Source organism: Tersicoccus mangrovi (assembly GCF_036881825.1).
Taxonomy (GTDB): Bacteria; Actinomycetota; Actinomycetes; order Actinomycetales; family Micrococcaceae; genus Tersicoccus; species Tersicoccus mangrovi.
In genome coordinates, this window is sequence record NZ_JBAJMW010000007.1 from 102,155 (window position 1) to 120,402 (window position 18,248).

The window sequence follows — 18,248 nt, forward strand, 5'->3', positions numbered from 1 at the left end:
CCGCGGACCAGGGCGTCGGTACTGGCCACCAGCGTGTCCGGTGACGCCCTCACCCACAACGGCCCGCTTCCGCCCAGTGGGAAACCGCGATTGCTGCCGCCCCGGCCGCTGTCCAGACTGGAGGCCGCACGCCAGCAGACCGTCAGCGAAGGGATAACCATGGAGCCGGACCTCACCGGGAAGACCGTCGTCGTCACCGGAGCGGCCTCGGGCATCGGCGCTGCCACGGCGGCCCGCTTCACCCGGGCCGGGGCCCGCGTGATCGGTATCGACCGTCAGGTGCCCGACGGCGCCGCCGACATCGTGCAGGCCGATCTCTCGACGAGCCGTGGCGCCGTCGAGGCGGCCCGGTCCGTCCTCGCCCGGGCCGGAACGATCGACGGCCTCGCCAACATCGCCGGGGTGCCCGGTACCGCACCGTGGCGCACCGTCCTGGCGGTCAACGTCCTGGGCCTGCGGGCGCTGACGGACGCCCTGCTGCCGGCACTGAAGGACGGCGGCTTCGTCGTCAATCTCGCGTCCGCCGTCGGCGACGGCTGGACCGAGCGCACGACGCCGATCCGGCAGTTCCTCGCGCACGCGAGCGACGAGGAGGCGTTGAGCTCCGTCGAGCAGGATCCCGAGGTCACCGGTAACTCGTACCGCTTCTCCAAGGAATGCGTGCGCGTCCTCACCCAGACGGCCGCGGCCGGGGCGATCGGGCACGTGCGCATCAATTCGGTGAGCCCTGGACCCGTGAGCACGCCGATCCTGGACGACTTCAAGCGCGACCACGGTGTCGACAAGGTCGAGGGCGCCATCCGCCTCACTGGTGGGGCTGCGACGCCGGAGTCGATCGCCGAGGTGGTCGCCTTCCTCGCCTCCCCCGCCGCGCGGTGGATCAACGGCAGCGACATCCGCGTCGACGGTGGTCTCGGGGCGTTCCGATTCCACCAGGAGACCGTCACGGCCCGTGTCTGACGCCGCCGCGGCCGGCGAGTCCGATCAGTCCGTGACGTTCGCGACCCGGTAGCCGGACCACTCCGGGCCGGCCTGCCCGAGGGCATGGGGGTCGACGAAGCACGCCGTCGCCCACACGTCGGCCCACGTCAGGTCCGGCCCGACGACGGTGACCGACGTGCGGCCCCCGGCCACCGGCGCACCGGTGCGCGGATCGACGATGTGGTCGCCGCGCGCGGCCGTGCCCGAGGTGGCCAGCGCTCCCTCGGTGACCGTCACCACGGTGCTGAACGCGCCCGGGGCACCCGGCTTCTCGACGCCGATCCGCCAGTGCGGGTCCACGAGCGACGACGCCGGTCCGCGGCCGCACACCAGGTCCCCGCCGGCGTTGATGCTGAAGGCGATGCCGGGCACGGCCCGCAGGTGCGCGGCGGCCCGCTCGACGGCCCATCCCTTGACGACGCCGGTCGGGTCCCATCCGCGGGCGCCGTCCGGGCCGGTCAGGTCCGTCGTGAACAGGCCCTCCGTGGCGTCGACGGCCCGCTCGGTGAGGTCACGCACCTCCGCGATCCACGGGTCCGCGTCCGCCTCGGCCAGCACGCCGCGGCGGATCCGGCTCAGGTCGCTGTTCTGCCGCCACAGGGAGAACACCGCGTCGGCGCGCTCGAGGTCGGCGAAGAGGGCGTCGACCGCCGCGTCGATGTCGGGACGGGCCGGGTCCGCCGCCCGCACGTGCACGGAGACGGGCAGCCCCATCACCTGGCGCACCCACGCCCGCACGGTGCGGATGCTGCCCGGCAGCACCGCGGGCAGGCCGAACGCCGCGAGGCTCACGAGAGGTGGGCCTGGTCGATGGCGGACTGCAGGCTGCTGAGGTACCCGTCCGAGGTGACCGTGGCCCCGGAGATCATGTCGATGTTCGCGCTCTGGGCGGTGACGACCTCCTGGTTCAGGGCCGGGATGGCGACGGCGTTGATCTCCTGGTCGCGGCCGTTCTCCTGCGGGTAGACGACGGCCTCCGCGGCGGTGATCTTGCCGTTCTTGACGGTGATCTGCACCTGCACCGGACCCCAGCGGGTGTCGACGGCGTCACCGGTGTAGGTGCCGGACGCGGTCGACCCGGAGCCGGACGAATCCGACGACGAGGAGGAGCCCGACGACGAGGAGGAGCCGGAGGTGCCCGACGACGAGGAGGAGCCGGAGGACCCGGTGGAGGTGCCGGAGGATCCCGAACCCGACCCGCTGGCCGAGCTGCCGGACCCCGAGCCGCTGGAGGTCGACCCGTTGGACGTCGTCGACCGGGACGTGTCCGGGGCGACCGCGGCCGACGCGGGTGTGGCGTTGGTCGAGGTGCGATAGCTGAAGAGCAGGACGAAGACGGTCACCGTGACGGCGGCCCAGAGGACGATGCGACGCATGAGGGGCACTCCTGGAAGGAAAGGATGCGGGAGGAGAACGGGGGGTCAGTACTGGAAGCGTTCGAGGTGGATGCGGTCGGCGGGGACCCCGGCGTCGAGCGCGGAGGCGCGCACCCGGTCCATCCAGTCCGGCGCCCCGCAGACGAAGACGTCGTGCTCGGCGATGTCCGGGCACAGGTGCTGCAGGGCACCGGCGTCGTCCCAGGCGTCCGCCCACCCGGGCAGCCAGCTGTCGCGGGCCCGGTTGCGGGGCCCGGCCAGACGGATGTACCGGGCTCCGCGGCGGCGGGCGGTCTCGTCGATCGCGGCGGCCAGGGTGGGGTCCTGCTCGGATCCGACGCGGTGGATGACCGTGACGTCGCCCGGCGCCTGCGCCAGCCCCTCGAGCAGCGACTTCATCGGGGCGATCCCGATGCCGCCGCCGATGAGCGTGACCTTCCGCTGCGTGCGCACCCCGGGGTGCATGCGCCCGTAGGGGCCCTCGATCAGCACGCGGGTGCCGGCCTTGAGCCGGTGCAGGCGGGAGGTGCCGTCGCCGGCCCGGTTCGCGGTGAACTGCAGGGTCGCCCCGTCGGGAGCCGCGGAGAGGGAGAAGGGGTGCGCCCGGGTCCAGCCGGGACCGTCGAGGAAGCGCCACTGGAAGAACTGGCCGGCCTTCGCCGTCAGCCGAGCCACGCCCGGGCCGCCGACGACGACGGTCGTGGTGGTCGCCGACTCGCGGCGCACGTGGACGACGCGCAGCGGCGCCCGCAGCGAACGCCACAGCGGCACGCCGATCCGGTAGACGAGCACCGCGCCGGCGCAGACGATGTACAGCCCCCACCAGAAGACGGTGGCGACCGGCGAGGAGAGGAACTCCTGCCCGGTCCACAGCTGGTGCGGCAGCGCGAGGCCGACGCCGAGGTAGGCGTAGAGATGGATGAGGTGCCACGACTCGTACCGCAGCCGGCGGCGGGCCGCGCGGTAGGACGTCACGACCACCATGCACAGGGCGGCCGTGCCGGCGATGGCGAGCAGCATGCCGGGGTAGTTGAGGGTGAAGTCGACGATGGTGCCCCACAGGCCGGCGGGCGTCCCGGCGGCGTAGCCGAGCGTGATGAGCACGATGTGCGCGAGCATCAGGGTGAAGGACGTGAACCCGACCAGCCGGTGGGTCCGCGCGAGCGAGTCCTGGCCCCAGGCCTTCTCGAACCAGGGGATGCGCGCCATCAGGAAGACCTGCACGAGCAGCAGGGCCGAGGCCACCAGCCCGGTGAGCCGGCCCGTCGACAGGAGCGCTCCGCCGAGCGTGCCGAGGGACTGGACGCCGCCACCGGACACCCACAGGGCGACCACGATCAGCAGCACCGTCCACATCGCGAGCACCGAGGCGTCGCGCCACCACAGCGGAGGATGCGAGACCCCCACCGGGACGAACGGGCGTTGCTGCGGACGGGGCGGTCCGCTCGGGACGTCCCGCCGGCCCGTCGTCGCCCGGGGAACGCGCCCCGTGCCCGTCTCCCGCGGCTCGATGCGGCGCAGCGGGCGAGTGGGCTGTTGTGTGGTCATATCACTACTGTCGGGCGTCGGGCTAGTACGGCCATGTTCTGGACCTGTGCGGAACCTGTGCGAGTCACGGACGGCCGGGCAGACGGGCCCGGATAGCATGGTCAGCTGAACCATCAGCGTGGAAATTCACGCGTCTCCCGAGGATGAGGTCTGTATCTATGTGTGGAATCGCCGGTTACTACGGTTTCGGTGAGGACCGGGACCTGCTGGGGGCCATGAACCAGTGCATCGTGCACCGCGGTCCCGACGGCGAGGGCTACGCCACCGAGGGCCAGGTCGGCCTGGCGCACCGCCGGCTGTCCATCATCGACGTCGCGCACGGCCAGGAGCCGATGTACAGCGCCGACGGACAGGTGGTGCTGATCTACAACGGCGAGGTCTACAACTACCTCGACCTGCGGGCCGAGCTGGAGGCCCTGGGCCGCACCTTCAGCACCGTCTCGGACACCGAGGTCGTGCTGCAGGCCTACGAGGAGTGGGGCGACGACGCGTTCGACCGCTTCAACGGCATGTTCGGTTTCGCCATCCACGACCGGCGCAACAACCGGCTGGTCCTGGCCCGCGACCACTTCGGCATCAAGCCGCTGTACTTCGCGTCCTTCACCGAGGGCGGCGAGAAGAAGCTGCTGTTCGCCTCCGAGATCCGCCCGATCCTCGCCGCGGAGAAGCTGGAGCGGAAGGTCAATGAGCGGATCCTGTACCGCTACCTGCAGTTCCGCATCCACGACGAGGAGTCGGCCACCTTCTTCGCCGGCATCGACAAGCTGCTCCCGGGCGAGAAGCTCGTCCTGGACACGACGACGGGTGAGCACACCGTCGCGAAGTTCACCCGCCTCGAGGAGGAGCTGGCCGAGCTCTCCTCGGTCGAGCGGCCCTACGACCAGAGCGTCATCGACGAGTACCGGGAGCGGTTCACCGAGGGCGTGCGGCTCCGGCTTCAGTCCGAGGTGCCGGTCGGTACGGCCCTGTCCGGCGGCCTGGACTCCTCCGCCGTCGTGGTGACCATCAACAAGCTGATGCAGGAGAAGGCCGCCGCGACCGACTCGCTCGGCGCCAAGCAGCAGACCTTCTCCGCCGTCTTCCCCAACTCGATCAACGACGAGGAGAAGTACGCCGACGCCGTCCTGGCCAGCGTCAAGGGCAACGTCGAGAGCCACAAGATCCTGCCGAAGGCGCACGAGTTCGCCGAGGACCTGCTCGACTTCGTCCGCACCCAGGAGGAGCCGATCATCTCCTCGGGCCCCTACGCCCAGTACCGGGTGATGAAGAAGGCCTCCGAGACCGTCACCGTGCTGCTCGACGGGCAGGGCGCCGACGAGATGATGGCCGGCTACATCCCCTACTACTTCGCCTACCTCGGCCAGCTGCGCAAGAACAAGCAGTGGGACAAGCTGGCCAAGGAGATGGCCAACGCCACCGACATCTTCTACCGGCTCGGCCGCTTCCGGATCCAGTCGAAGCTGACGCTGAAGAAGGACCTGACGATCTCCTCGCTGCTGCGCAAGGAGTGGACCGGCAAGTTCGCCGGCGAGACGTTCCGCGTCATCGGCGACAACCTCAAGCTGCGCCTGATCGACGACCTGTTCCGCAAGTCGCTGCCGTCGGTGCTGCGGTACGAGGACAAGAACACGATGCGCTGGTCGCTCGAGGGGCGTGTGCCGTTCCTCGACAAGGAGGTCGTGAAGTTCCTGTTCTCGCTCTCGGACGAGGCGATCATCAAGGACGGCTGGAACAAGCGGATCCTGCGCGACGCGACCCGCGGCCTCCTGCCGTCGATGATCAGCGACCGGCGGAACAAGATCGGCTTCACCACCCCCGAGGCGGAGTGGTTCAAGCTGATGAAGGAGCGGATCTACGAGATCTTCCTCTCGTCCTCCTTCGAGGATCGGCCGTACTGGGATCAGGACGCCGTGCTGTACGCGTTCGAGGAGTACCTGCAGGACCGCAACGGTGCCTCGACCATGGTGTTCTGGCGGCTGCTCAACGTCGAGCTGTGGCTGCGCGAGTTCATCGACGGCGCCCCGGCTCCCAAGGCCGGCAAGGTCGACAAGACGGACTACGAGCCGAACCCGGGCAAGCAGCTCGAGCTGACGGTGCCGAACGGCCACACGTTCCGCCGCTACCCGCTGCGCACCGACATCTTCTACCGGGACACCGACTTCGAGCCGGCCGTGATCGGCTACGTGTCCCGGTTCGTCGACGGAATCGGGGAGGCCGGTGACGACCACGCCACCGCGCTGAACAATTCCCCGTGGTACCTGTTCGTCTCCGAGAAGATCGTCGCCATGACTCAGGGCCGGTCCATCCCGGTGTGGGACATCAAGGTCTCCCCCGCCGCGCGGATGCTCTCGAAGGCCGTCGTGCGCAACCCCGGCGGCATCGGCCTGGCCAGCCCGTGGTCGATGCAGCTGGCGATCGACGAGGTGGGCCTGCCGCGGATCCTCTACGCGTCCGCCCGCTCCGTCGTCGGCAAGTTCCAGGGCAAGAAGGGCGTGTTCTACGAGGTGGCCGGCGGCAACATCAACGCCATCGACGGCGCCGCCGGGTACCAGGTGGGCACCTCCACCCACTCGGTCAAGCTCGCCCCGAAGGACCCCGAGAAGGTCGCCGACCGGCTGTCCGAGTTGATCCGTCGGACCGTCCCCGCCCAGTACGCGGCGACGTTCGCGGGCACGGCGATCATGGACGCCAACGACCTCGGCGTCGTCTGCCTGGGCAACGGCACCGACCTGGACAAGGCCACCGTCGAGGCGATCTTCAAGGACAACCCGCAGGGCCAGACCACCGAGCAGACCCCGATGTCGATCGTGGTCGCGCGGTAGTCACGCGTTCGACGTCAGTCGCTCGACAAGAAGGGCGGGATCCGGTTCTCCGGGTCCCGCCCTTCGTCGTCTCCGACGGTCTCGTGCGCTGGCTGCGCTCGTCAGCCCCGGAGGATCGAGGCGGGCATGCGCACCCGCGCCTCGGTCGGTGCTCGCAGCAGCCGCACGCGGGCGAGCACGAGGCCGGCGACGATCGCGCCGAGCCCGCCCGTCGTCATGTCGCCGATCGTGTCGTCGTAGCTGACGAAGATCTGGGCGGTGATGAAGGTGCGGCCGAACCACTCGACCATCTCCCACACCGCGCTCATGGCGAGCCCGATCACGGCGGTGAGCACGACGGGCGCGATCACCCGGACGCCCGCCGCCCGCGGTGGTGCCACGATGCCGAGCTCGGCCAGCAGCAGGTAGGCGGCCGCGCTGACGACCCCGGTGCACACGAAGTGCACCGGCACGTCCCACCAGTCGACCGTCGTGTACAGGTCGAGGACGTTGCTCCACCCTGCGACGAGCAGCGAGGCGACGTAGACGATGTCGAAGCCCGAGCGCACGCCGAGGAAGCGCGGCACGAGCAGGCCGGGCAGCACGAAGGCGAGGATCCCGGCGTCGGTCAGGCTCCAGCCGACCCCGGCGACGACGATGCCGAGAACGCCGACGATGCGCAGGACGTCGGCGATGATCTCGCCGACCGCTGCTGGTGGCCGCAGGAAGTTCTCGATCACGGGACGTCACCCGGGGCGTCGGCGTCGGGCAGCCGCACGATCGCCTGGACCGGCAGGTGGTCCGTGGGCCACACGCCGTCGGGTCGGCGGGCGTTCATCCCGGCGCGACGGACGTCGATGTCCGGTGTCGTGACGATCCAGTCGATGCGGCGTCCTCCGGCTCGCGGCTGCCGGTAGTTGGCGAAGGTGCCCCACGGTGGGGTGATCCGCAGGTCCGCCGCGCTCCAGGCGTCCTCGAGGGCGTCGTCGGCCAGCAGCGTCTGCACCGACGGCGACCGCTGGCCCGCGTTGAGGTCGCCGGTCACGATCGCCGGCAGCCCGTGGCCGGCGACCGTCTTGCGGACGGCCTCGGCGGACCGAACGCGGGAGCGCCGGGAGAGGTGGTCGAAATGGGTGTTGACCGCGAGGAAGAGGGCGCCGGTGGCGCGGTCGCGCAGCTGGGCGAGGACCATGATGCGCGGCACCATGTTGCCCCACGACGTCGATCCCGGCACGTCCGGGGTGTCGGAGAGGGCGGCCTGCTCCCAGCCGACCAGCTCGAGACGACCGGCGTCGTAGAACAGGGGGCAGCCCTCGCCGCCGCCGTCGGCGTTGCGGCCGTGGCCGACCCGACCGTAGCGCTCCCCGAGCGCCTCGTGGAGGGCGTCCGCCTGGTCGGGCATCGCCTCCTGGACGCCGAGGACGGTGGGCCGTTCGGCGCGCACGAGCGCCTGGACCGCCGGGCGACGGTTTGCCCACCGGTCCGCGCGGCGGGGCGTCATCCGGATGCGCCGCCGCACGTTCAGGGTCATGACGTGCACGTCGGGACGCGCCGGTGGCCCGATCAGCGCGTCGTTCATGGCTCCACCGTACGACGGGAAGCGTCCGATGTCTCGGTTGTCGAGAGGTCAGCGTGCCGGTTGGCGGAGGCGTGCACGGAGCGGGTCGACGCCGGTCCGGGTACGCCGTAGGGTCCGCACCGGCTGCAGGTCGTCGGGCCAGTGGATGACGACGGTGCGCATCCCCCGCCGCAACCGGTGCGCGAAGGCGCGGCCGCTGAAGAACGGCCGCATCGACATGCCCATCGACGCCGTCGGCAGATAGCGGATCCGGTGCCGCTCCCCCAGGTGGAAGGAGAGGTCGAGGTCGTCGTGCAGCAGCGGGTCGTGCCGGTGCACCGACTCACGGACGTCGCGCCAGGCGTCGCGGCGCATCCCCAGGTTCGAGCCGAACAGCGGGAGGTGGCCGAGTGCCGCGGACGCGGCCAGGGCGTAGGCGCCGAGATAGATCGTGGCGAGCGGGTCCCGCAGCGCCGTCGGGCCGTCCGTGAACCGGGCGCGTCCGGTGAACGCCGCCACCTCGGGGCTGTGAGCGAATGCGTCGACCATCGTCGCGATCCAGGTCGGGGCCGGCAGGCAGTCGGCGTCGAGGCGCAGGATCAGGTCGCCGGTGGCGGCGTCGTAACCGGTGGCGCTGGCGGCGGGGATGCCCGGGGCCGGGCACGGCAGGACGCGAGCACCGGCGCGGCGGGCGATCGCGGCGGAGTCGTCGGTCGAGTTGTTGTCGACGACGACGATCTCGTCGGCATGCCGCGACTGCAGCGCCAGGGCGTGCAGGCACACGGTCAGGGCCACGGCGTCGTCCTTGACGGGGATGACGACGGAGACGGTGGGTTCCGCGGCTGGTGAGATCAGCTCTGCCACGGGTTCAGCACCGTCAATCCGTCGATGTCGCGGAAGTCCTTCAGATTCCGGGTCGCAAGATCGGCGGCTCTCGCCAGACAGATCCCGGCGATCTCCGCATCGGCCAGCCCGATGATTCGACCGCTTGATTGCGCTTTCACGAGGAGCCTCGCGGTCTGCCGTGCCGCGATCTCGTCGTACGGCAGGACACGGTCGGCGTGACCGTCGACGACCAACTGCCAACGGCGGGCGAGGTCGTCCCGCCGGTGTCCTGGTGCGACCCGCCCGATGCCTCGCTCGATCTCCTCGACGGTGATCGCCGTGATGCCGACGTCATGACGCGCCATCGTCTCGGACCAGGCGACCACGGCCGCGTCGGGCTCCCGCCGCATCAATTCCGAGACGACATTCGTGTCAGCGACGATCACCCGAGGTCCACCGACCTGGGCAGATCGGGTCGGTCGATCGGTTCCAGATCCAGGAAGTGCCGCCCGTCGAACTGCTCGTGCACGGCCGTCAGAATGTTGCCCGACCCGTGACCGACGGCGTTGTCGAGGATGTCGCGAACCTCAGCCTCGACGGAGCGGCCATTCTTCGCGGCACGCTCGCGCAGCCTGTCATGCGTCGCGTCTGCCAGCTTGCGGACCGTGATGGTCGACATGAACGCCTCCTCACCGAATTGACAGCAATGCTATCAAGGATGGCGAAGCACCGGGGCGCCGTCGCTGTTCCGTCATGCGCCCTGCGGTTCTGTCAGTGGCCTGTGGCACAGTGAAAGCATGACGACCACCTCGCCGACCACCACCCCGGTCGCGCAGCCCAACCCGCTGCTGACCGCCTCCGCGCTGCCCTATGGCCTGCCCGACTACGGCGCCGTCGTGCCCGAACACTATCGGGAGGCCATCGAGGCCGGCATCGAGACCCGCCGCGCGGAGATCGAGCTGATCGTCGCCAACCCTGAGCCGGCCACGGTCGAGAACACCCTGGTACGCCTGGACACCGCCGGTCAGTTGCTGCGCCGCGCCGCGCTGGCGTTCTTCACCGTCCAGCTCGCCGACGCGACCCCCGCGATCACGGACCTGGCCGCCGCGCTCAAGCCGGCGATGCAGGCGGCCGACGACGACGTCGTGCTCGACCGTGCCCTCTACGAGCGGATCCGCGCGGTGGATCTGACGGACGCCGACGACGAGACGCGCCGTCTCGCGGAGGACCTCCTGCGCGACGCCGTGCACCGCGGCATCGAACTCGACGACGTCGCCCAGCAGCGGGTCCGCGAGATCAACACGACCGTCGCCGAGCTGACGACCGAGTTCTCGGCCCTCGTGCAGCAGGAGGGCAACGACGCCGCGGTGCTGGTCGACAGCGCCGAGGAGCTGGACGGCCTGTCGGCGGACGACATCGCCGCCGCCGCGCAGGCCGCCGAGGAGGCCGGCCACCCCGGCCAGTACCTCATCACCCTGATCCTGCCGTCCAACCAGCCCGTCCTCGCCACTTTGACGGACGGCGCGACCCGGCGGCGCATCCACACCGCGTCCGTCAACCGCGGGCTCGGTGCGCGGGCGGCCAACAGCGCCGAGAACGGCGGGGACGCTCCCACGTCACGCGTCGACGTCACCCCCATCGCGGCCCGCGTGGCCGCCCTGCGCGCCGAGAAGGCGCAGCTGTTCGGCTTCGCCAACTACGCCGAGTACGCCGTCGAGAACCAGACCGCGCCGGACTACGCGAGCGTCCGCGCCATGCTCGAGCGGCTCGCCCCGGCCGCCGTCCGCAACGCCGGCGACGAGCGGGACGCCCTGGCCGAGGCCGCGGGCACGGCCGTCGAGGCGTGGGACTGGTCCTTCTGGTCCGACGCGGTGCGCCGCGAGCGGTACGGCGTCGACGGCGCGGCGCTGCGCCCGTGGTTCGAGCTGGACCGCGTGCTCACCGACGGCGTGTTCTTCGCCGCCCACGAGCTCTACGGGCTGAGCTTCACCGAGCGGACCGACCTGGTCGGCTACCACCCCGACGTGCGGGTCTGGGAGGTGCACGACGCCGACGGGACGGGTCTCGGCCTGTTCCTCGGCGACTACTGGACGCGGCCCACCAAGAACGGTGGCGCCTGGATGAACCCGATCGTCGAGCAGTCCCGCCTGCTCGGGGACAAGCCGGTGGTCGTCAACAACCTCAACCTGACGAAGCCGGCACCGGGCGAGCCCGCCCTGCTGACGCTCGACGAGGTCACCACCTGCTTCCACGAGTTCGGCCACGCCCTGCACGGACTGCTCTCGGACGTCACGTACCGCCGGCTCAGCGGCACGGACGTGCCCCGGGACTTCGTCGAGTACCCCTCGCAGGTCAACGAGATGTGGATGCTGTGGCCGGAGGTGCTGGCCAACTACGCGCGCCACCACCGCACCGGTGAGCCGCTGCCGGACGAGACGGTCCGGAAGCTGCTCGCCGCCCAGCAGTGGGGCGAGGGCTTTGCGACGACGGAGTACCTCGGCGCCGCGCTGCTCGACCTCGCCTGGCACGAGCAGACCGGCATCGAGCCCGTCGCCGACCCCCTCGCCTTCGAGCAGGAGGCGCTCTCCCGGGCCGGGCTCGCCGTCGAGGCCGTGCCCCCGCGCTACCGCACCGGCTACTTCAAGCACATCTTCGCCAGCGAGTACGCGGCCGGCTACTACTCCTACATCTGGTCCGAGGTGCTCGACGCGGACACCGTCGAGTGGTTCCGCGAGAACGGCGGCCTGACCCGCGAGAACGGCGACACGTTCCGCCGCGAGCTGCTTGGACGCGGCAACAGTCGTGACCCGCTCGCCTCGTTTCGGGCGTTCCGTGGGCGCGACGCCGCGGTCGAGCCGCTCCTGACCCGCCGGGGGCTCGGCTGATGACCGACCGGAACGACCGCACCACCCCCGCCGCGCCGGCCCACTCCCCTGCCGGCGCCACGCGGCAGACGCGTCCGCGGACCGCGGAGACAAGCGTCGTGCCCACCGAGCGGGACATCGCCCGTGCGGTCGAGGACCTGTACGCCCGCCGGATGCCGGACTGGGAGCAGGCACGGAAGCGGGCGCAGGGCGTGCTGACCCGGGTCGCCCGGGCGACCACCGCGGGCGGTGACGCCAGCCGGCTCGACGTCAGCCAGTCCCGCATCAAGGACCGGCTCCGGGCCGCGGACAAGATGCGCCGGGTGCTGCGCGACGAGCCCGAGCTGGCGCCGTTCGTCCGGTCCGACCCCGAGCGCGTGGTGCCCGACGTCGTCGGCCTCAAGGTGCTCTGCAAGACGCCCCGCGACCTGGCCGACGTGGTGGAGGCGCTGCGGGAGTACTGCGCGTCCGCCGACTCGGACGTCGATCTCATCCAGGTGCGCGACTACGTCTCCGCCCCGAAGGAATCCGGCTACCGGGCGTTCCACCTGCTGATGCGGGTGCCCATCGACGGGACGGACGGGCCCGACGCGGTGAGCGTCGAGGTGCAGGTCAAGACCCGGTTGCAGGACGCGTGGAGCGAGCTGACCCACGAGGACATGTACAAGCCCGGCGGCGCCCTGAAACCGGACCGCTTCCACACCTCGGTGGCGCGGGCGATGGCGGGACTGCTGTCCGAGGTGGACATGCTCGCGGACGAGCTGGCCACGGAGCTGGACGCCCGCACCGAGGGCGGCGAGGAACGCCGGGAAGCGGTCGTGATCGACGGCGAGGCGGCGACCCACCGGGGCCGGCGCACCGTCACCGTGCGCACGACGGGGGCCCGCTTCGCCCTCGCCGTGGACGCGGAAGGCCGGCAGGGCCTCATCCCGGCCCCGCGGATCAAGGAACTGCTCGGCAGTGACGCGCGCATCGACGTCGACGACCACCTGGATGTCGGCGACGAGCTGACCGTCGACGTCGAGGAGAACAGCAAGGGCCTCTACTACTACCCGGTGGAGTTGCCGGCGCGGGACTGAACGGCGGCGCGGAACTGCCGTCGGCGCGGCCGGCGGCGCTGCACGGCCGCGACGGAGCTCGGCGCGACCGGACTCACGCGACCGGCGCCGGGCTGCGGCACCGGCCATGTGCTGGCGGAGCGTCAGCTCAGTCGGCCCGGATGCCGATGTCGAAGCCGTGCCGGATGAGCCGATCGGCCAGCACATCACCGAGGGCGAACGACGGGGTCAGCACCCCGCCACGCCCGGCGTCGCCCTCACCGGCGGCCAGCGCCAGGGCGGTCTGGCCGAGCATGATCGCGGTGCCGTCGTAGCCCGGGTCGTGGCGTGCGCCGACGCGGGAGCGGACGGTCGTGCCGCTGCTCGTCTCGGCCACGGCCTCGAGCAGGAAGCGTCCGTTGGCACGGGCCCGCTCGCTCGGACCCTCACCGGCGGCCGGCAGCAGCCGGTCCCACACGGGGTCGAGCGCCGGAACGGCCAGCGCCGCGAACCCGAGCGCCATCAGCCGCCGCAGCGCCCGTGCTCGGAGCGCACCGCGCATGCCTCGTCCGGTGTCGGTGACCTCGCGGTAGCGGAACCGCGATCCGTAGGCGCCGCCGGTCAGGGCGTTGCTGCGCCGCACCAGCGGCTCGTTGTAGCTGGCCATGAAGAACGGCCCGAACCAGATGCCGTCGTCCTCGACCCCGAAGCGGGAGCGGCTGCTGCGCCGGTCGGTCCGGGCAGAGCTGCTCCTTCCCGGCTCCGCCGGGTCGAGGGCGTGCGGGTCCAGCATCGTCCGCGCCGCCGCACGGTCCGCGCGCGCCTCGGCCATCTGCGTGCGCGCCGAGGCGACCGTGCCGCCGCTGGCGCCCCCGCGCATCCGCCGCACGTGGGTCGTGACGTCGGTGAGCTCCCCCAGCCCGTGGGCCCGCGCGTGGGCGGCCGCCCGGGCCACGCCCAGGTCCGAGGGGATGGAGTCGAAGCCGCACGAGTGCACGATGCGGGCGCCGGTGCGCCGGGCCGTCTCGTCGGCCGCGTCCATGCTGCGCCGGACGAACAGCACCTCCCCGGTCAGGTCCGCGTAGTCGGTGCCGGCCTCCGCGCAGGCGCGCACGAGCGGTAGCCCGTGCGTCGCGTAGGGACCGACGGTGGTGACGACGACGCGGGTGCGCTCGGCCATCGCTCGCAGCCCCGCCTCGGCGCCGGCGTCGACGACGATGATGGGCCAGCCCGACGCGCCGGACGGCAGGGCCGCCCGCACCTCCTCCAGCCGTGCCCGGTTGCGTCCGGCCAGGGCGATCCGCACGGGTTCTCCCGCCGGCCTGCCGGGCTCGGCGGCGGCGTGCGCGGCCAGGTGCCCCGCCGTCAGCCGGCCGACGAAGCCGGTGGCGCCGAACAGGACGATGTCGAACTCGCGCGCCGCGGAGGGCGCGGCGTCGGTATCCGGCCGGGTATCGGGCTGGGGGTCGGACGGCGTCGCGGTCATCGGTCGCTGGTCTCCGGGTCGTGGTCGGGATGCGGGGCGGCATCGGGGGTGTCGTCGACGCCGTCGCCGGTGGTATCGCTGTTCGCGGCCCAGAACGTCTGGATGAGCCGGGAGAACTCCTCGGCCCGTTCCACCTGGGGCAGGTGACCGGTGTTGGGGAAGACATGCAGCGTGGCGTTGGGCAGTGCGGTGGCGACCGCCTCGGAGTGGGCGATCGGCAGGATGAGGTCCTTCTGACCCCACAGCACGAAGGTCGGGATGTCGAGCTCGACCATCCGGGCGAGCAGCTCCCGGCGCCATCGGGCCCGCACGCCCCACAGGTTGCCCATCCCGTTCAGGGTCGTCAGCATCACGTCCGGGCCGTGGGGCCGCCGGGCGAACCGCATGCCGCGGTCGAGCCGCTCCGGCGTCACCAGTTCCCGGCTGACGTAGAGGCCGCGCTCGGCGTTGTAGATCTGCTTCGTGTTGGGCCGCTTGAGCAGGAACCGCCCGAGGGGGCGGATCGCCATGAGCCGCAGTGCGGGCGTCACGGTGCGGCCGAAGCCCGCGCTGTTCGCGAGGACGAGGGTGCGCACGCGTTCGGGGGCGAGGGCGGCGACCTGCATCGCGACGGCCCCGCCCATCGAGTTGCCGACGAGGTGTGCGCGCTCGATGCCGAGTTCGGTCATCACGCCGAGCACGGCGCGGGCCATCGTCTCCATCGTGTTGGGTGCCGTCGGCGGTCCCGACTCACCGAACCCGGGCAGGTCCACGCTCGTCACCCGGAAGTGCGGCGAGAGCAGCTCGTGCTGTTCGTCCCAGTCCTCGAGGCTGCGGGCGATGCCGTGCAGCAGCACGACGTCGGGCCCCTCCCCGGTGGTCCGGTACCGCAGGTCGGCGCCCTCGACCGTCATCCTGTCCATCATGCGACCACTTTCTCATTCACAGGCGTGCGGGTGGTGGCGGTGCCGGCAGTGCCGGAGGATCGGGTGAAGCGCAGGCCACGCCCGGTGATCCGGCCCCAGCGGAACATCGCCAGGTCCAGCAGGTAGTTCTGGTTGATCCTCCACGGTGCCTTCGGTCCCTGCCGCGGCAGCACGTCGACGCTGCGGTTGATGTACCCAGAATTCAAGTCCAGCAGCGGCGTCCGCGCCTCGGTCGGCACGTCGGGGGCCACCGGCGTCACGACGTCGGCGTGCCGGCGCTGCATCCGCGTGAGCACCCGGACGAGGAACCGGTTGACCAGATCGATCTTCAGGGTCCACGAGGCGTTCGTGTAGCCGATCGCCAGGGCCAGGTTCGGGACGCCGTCGAGCATGGCGCCCTGGTAGGTGAGCCGCTGCGACGGGTCCACGGTCTGCCCGTCGACCCGCAGCGTCATGCCGCCGAGCAGCTGCAGCCGCAGGCCCGTGGCGGTGACGATGATGTCGGCGGGCAGGGTGCGGCCCGAGGTGAGGCGGATGCCGTCGGCGGTGAACCGGTCGATGGTGTCGGTGACGACCTCGGCCTTGCCGTCCCGGATGCTGCGGAACAGGTCTCCGTCGGGCACCGCGCACAGCCGCTGGTCCCACGGGTTGTAGGGCGGCAGGAAGTGGGTGTCCACGTCGTAGTCCTGCGGCAGCTTGCGCGTCACCGCGGTCAGCAGCTGCTTCTTCATCACCTCGGGGCGGCGTCGGCTGAGCTGGTAGCTGGCCATCTGCATCATGACGTTGCGCCAGCGCAGCAGCGGTTCGACGACGGGCGTCGGCAGCCGGCGGCGCAGCTTCACGGCGGTGCGGTCCATCGACGGCAGGCTGAAGATCCACGTCGGCGTGCGCTGCAGCATCGTCACGTGCGCGCCGAGCTTCGCCAGGGCGGGCACGAGGGTCACCGCGGTGGCGCCGCTGCCGATGACGACGACGTGGCGGCCGTCGACGTCGAGCCCGTCGGGCCACTGCTGCGGGTGCACGAGCCGGCCGCCGAAGTCCGCGGCACCGAGGAACTCGGGCGTGTACCCGGCGTCGTACCGGTAGTAGCCGGCGCAGACGTAGAGGAAGCCGGTGGTCATCGTCGTGGTGCGCCCGTCCCGCTCGACGGTGACGGTCCAGCGGCCGGTCCCGGAGTCGAAGGCGGCCTCGACGACACGGTGCCCGTAGCGGATCAGCCGGTCCACGCCGCGTTCGCGCGCGGTGTCGCGGACGTACTCGAGGATGTCCGGCCCCGAGGCCAGCGCGCTCGCCTCGCGCCACGGGCGGAAGGAGTAGCCGAGGGTGAGCATGTCCGAGTCGGAGCGCACGCCCGGGTACCGGAACAGGTCCCAGGTGCCGCCGAGGGATTCGCGCGCCTCGAGGATCGCCAGGGACTTCTCGGGGAACCGCTCCCCCAGCGTCACGGCCGCCCCGATGCCGGAGAGCCCGGCGCCGATGATGAGCAGGTCGACGTGCTCGGAACCCTCGCGTTCGTGGTCGGCACGCTCGACCGGGGTGGACTCGGTACGGGACGACGTCGTCATGACGCCACGCTATCAACACCCTGTCGAGAGTTACAGGGGCTGGAGGTTACCGGATCGTAGACTGGCGCCATGACCGAGCCCTCTGCCGACCTGCCGCTCGGCCGCCGCAGCCGCTCCCGGCCGCACGGCGACGAGCGCGAAGGCAGGATCCTCGCCACGGCCGAACGGCTGCTGGCGGACCGGTCGCTGCAGGAGATCTCGATCGGCGAACTCGCCGCGGGCGCCGGCATCTCGCGGCCGACGTTCTACTTCTACTTCGCCTCGAAGGAGGACGTGCTGATCGCCCTCGTCGAGAACGTGGTCGACGAGGCGGAGGCAACCGTCGGACGCCTGTTCTCGGGCGCGCCCGCGGACAGCGCCGAGCGCTGGCGCGGCGTGATCCAGGGCTACCACGACGTGTTCGGGCGGCACCGGCGGCTGAGCGAGACCCTGATCGAGGCCCGGCACGTGTGGCCGAAGCTCTCCGCCGTGTGGGCCGGGGTGCAGGACTACTGGGTCGAGAACACGGCGCGGGCGATCGAATCCGAGCGCGCCCACGGCAACGCCCCGGCCGGACTGCCGGCCCGCGACATCGCCACCGCGCTGCTCCAGCTCAACGAGCGCGTCATCCAGGCGGACCTGGCGCAGGAGCCGTTGCGGCTGGCGAGCGACGCTGTCGTGCCCACCCTGCTCCACCTGTGGCACACCGCGATCTACGGGGTACCGCCGGCCTGACCGGCCCGAACGCCAATGTGGACAGCGTTCACATTGTGGCCTAGGCTCGCGGTGACATCGACTCGCTGCGGCATGGCCGCACGGTGACACGCCCCGCCGACAGGAGCACTCTCGTGGACATGAAGCTGGAACTGGTACCGCTGCCCGTCGCCGACGTCGACCGGGCCAAGGCGTTCTACGTCGACAAGCTCGGGTTCCACGCCGACGTCGACGTGACCCCGGCGGACGGTGTGCGCGTCGTCCAGGTGACGCCGCCGGGTTCGGGCTGCTCGGTCGGGTTCGGGACCGGGCTGGAGGCGTACACCGGCACCCCGGGCACCGTGCGGGCGCTGCATCTGGTGGTCGAGGACGTCGAGGCGGCGCGGGCGGAGCTGGTGGAGCGCGGCGTGGACGTCGGCCCGGTCACGGACGTCGGCGGCGGCGTGCGCTACGCGGGCTTCGCCGACCCGGACGGCAACACTCTGGAGCTGCAGGAGATGGCCTGGCGCCGCGGCGACACGTTCTGATGTCGGCCCGGTGAGGGCCCGCTCGGGCACTCGGCCTCCCGGCCATCACCGGACCCAGAACGCACGAAGTCCCGGCCAGCGC

At 71.5% G+C, this 18,248-nt stretch carries 17 protein-coding genes; 6 read left to right on the forward strand and 11 right to left on the reverse strand.

The features are described 5' to 3' along the window. Positions 1–159: 159 nt before the first annotated feature. Entirely contained in the window at positions 160–960 is an 801-nt protein-coding gene (locus V6N00_RS14390) for an SDR family oxidoreductase (protein WP_334233309.1), read from the forward strand. Between the two features lie 24 nt (positions 961–984). Here the strand turns inward: V6N00_RS14390 and V6N00_RS14395 are convergent, their stop codons facing one another. The 3 genes from V6N00_RS14395 to V6N00_RS14405 are packed head-to-tail and all read right to left on the reverse strand — an operon-like array spanning position 985 to position 3,905. Beyond that, complete coding sequence (locus V6N00_RS14395) at positions 985–1,773, reverse strand: FAD:protein FMN transferase (protein ID WP_334233311.1); 789 nt, start codon at positions 1,771–1,773, stop codon at positions 985–987. Next, positions 1,770–2,357 (reverse strand): FMN-binding protein, encoded by a 588-nt coding sequence (locus tag V6N00_RS14400; protein ID WP_334233313.1) that lies wholly within the window; start codon positions 2,355–2,357, stop codon positions 1,770–1,772. Before V6N00_RS14400 ends, V6N00_RS14395 begins: the two co-directional genes overlap by 4 nt. A 45-nt stretch (positions 2,358–2,402) precedes the next feature. Then, positions 2,403–3,905, reverse strand: a complete 1,503-nt coding sequence (locus tag V6N00_RS14405) for a ferredoxin reductase family protein (protein WP_334233315.1) — start codon at positions 3,903–3,905, stop codon at positions 2,403–2,405. A gap of 158 nt (positions 3,906–4,063) precedes the next feature. On the opposite strand from V6N00_RS14405, the gene asnB reads away from it, so the two are divergent. Then, a complete protein-coding gene (gene asnB, locus V6N00_RS14410) occupies positions 4,064–6,727 on the forward strand; it encodes an asparagine synthase (glutamine-hydrolyzing) (RefSeq protein WP_334233317.1) in 2,664 nt (887 codons plus the stop codon). Positions 6,728–6,828: 101 nt separating this feature from the next. On the opposite strand, the gene V6N00_RS14415 is transcribed toward asnB, so the two are convergent. From V6N00_RS14415 to V6N00_RS14435, 5 genes are read right to left on the reverse strand one after another with little or no spacing between them, the layout of a single operon-like run. Beyond that, positions 6,829–7,446 carry a DUF2238 domain-containing protein gene (locus V6N00_RS14415; protein ID WP_334233319.1) on the reverse strand — a complete coding sequence of 206 codons (618 nt, stop codon included), beginning with the start codon at positions 7,444–7,446 and terminating at the stop codon, positions 6,829–6,831. Then, positions 7,443–8,285 carry an endonuclease/exonuclease/phosphatase family protein gene (locus tag V6N00_RS14420; protein ID WP_334233321.1) on the reverse strand — a complete coding sequence of 281 codons (843 nt, stop codon included), beginning with the start codon at positions 8,283–8,285 and terminating at the stop codon, positions 7,443–7,445. The genes V6N00_RS14415 and V6N00_RS14420 overlap by 4 nt, the downstream gene beginning before the upstream one ends. A gap of 48 nt (positions 8,286–8,333) precedes the next feature. Next, a complete protein-coding gene (locus V6N00_RS14425) occupies positions 8,334–9,128 on the reverse strand; it encodes a glycosyltransferase family A protein (protein WP_334233323.1) in 795 nt (264 codons plus the stop codon). Beyond that, a complete protein-coding gene (locus V6N00_RS14430) occupies positions 9,116–9,535 on the reverse strand; it encodes a type II toxin-antitoxin system VapC family toxin (protein WP_334233325.1) in 420 nt (139 codons plus the stop codon). The genes V6N00_RS14425 and V6N00_RS14430 overlap by 13 nt, the downstream gene beginning before the upstream one ends. Then, positions 9,532–9,768 carry a FitA-like ribbon-helix-helix domain-containing protein gene (locus tag V6N00_RS14435; protein WP_334233326.1) on the reverse strand — a complete coding sequence of 79 codons (237 nt, stop codon included), beginning with the start codon at positions 9,766–9,768 and terminating at the stop codon, positions 9,532–9,534. Before V6N00_RS14435 ends, V6N00_RS14430 begins: the two co-directional genes overlap by 4 nt. Positions 9,769–9,886: 118 nt before the next feature. Between V6N00_RS14435 and V6N00_RS14440 the strand changes: the two genes are divergently transcribed. Together V6N00_RS14440 and V6N00_RS14445 are read left to right on the forward strand one after the other, a co-directional pair. Further along, positions 9,887–11,974, forward strand: coding sequence for a M3 family metallopeptidase (locus V6N00_RS14440; protein ID WP_334233327.1), 2,088 nt, complete (start codon positions 9,887–9,889; stop codon positions 11,972–11,974). Beyond that, a complete protein-coding gene (locus V6N00_RS14445; protein ID WP_334233328.1) occupies positions 11,974–13,032 on the forward strand; it encodes a GTP pyrophosphokinase in 1,059 nt (352 codons plus the stop codon). Before V6N00_RS14440 ends, V6N00_RS14445 begins: the two co-directional genes overlap by 1 nt. 127 nt (positions 13,033–13,159) lie before the next feature. Here V6N00_RS14445 and V6N00_RS14450 read toward each other — a convergent pair whose 3' ends face one another. Genes V6N00_RS14450 through V6N00_RS14460 form a run of 3 tightly spaced genes read right to left on the reverse strand, consistent with a single transcriptional unit; the run spans position 13,160 to position 16,946 of the window. Beyond that, entirely contained in the window at positions 13,160–14,476 is a 1,317-nt protein-coding gene (locus V6N00_RS14450; RefSeq protein WP_334233329.1) for a saccharopine dehydrogenase family protein, read from the reverse strand. Beyond that, complete coding sequence (locus V6N00_RS14455; RefSeq protein ID WP_334233330.1) at positions 14,473–15,369, reverse strand: alpha/beta fold hydrolase; 897 nt, start codon at positions 15,367–15,369, stop codon at positions 14,473–14,475. The genes V6N00_RS14450 and V6N00_RS14455 overlap by 4 nt, the downstream gene beginning before the upstream one ends. Positions 15,370–15,377: 8 nt before the next feature. Continuing rightward, positions 15,378–16,946, reverse strand: coding sequence for a flavin-containing monooxygenase (locus V6N00_RS14460; RefSeq protein ID WP_334233332.1), 1,569 nt, complete (start codon positions 16,944–16,946; stop codon positions 15,378–15,380). A 69-nt stretch (positions 16,947–17,015) separates the two neighbouring features. On the opposite strand from V6N00_RS14460, the gene V6N00_RS14465 reads away from it, so the two are divergent. Next, positions 17,016–17,660, forward strand: a complete 645-nt coding sequence (locus tag V6N00_RS14465; protein ID WP_334233335.1) for a TetR/AcrR family transcriptional regulator — start codon at positions 17,016–17,018, stop codon at positions 17,658–17,660. A gap of 119 nt (positions 17,661–17,779) precedes the next feature. After that, on the forward strand, positions 17,780–18,166 hold the full coding sequence (locus tag V6N00_RS14470; RefSeq protein ID WP_334233336.1) for a VOC family protein: 387 nt from the start codon (positions 17,780–17,782) through the stop codon (positions 18,164–18,166). The last annotated feature ends 82 nt before the right edge of the window (positions 18,167–18,248 follow it).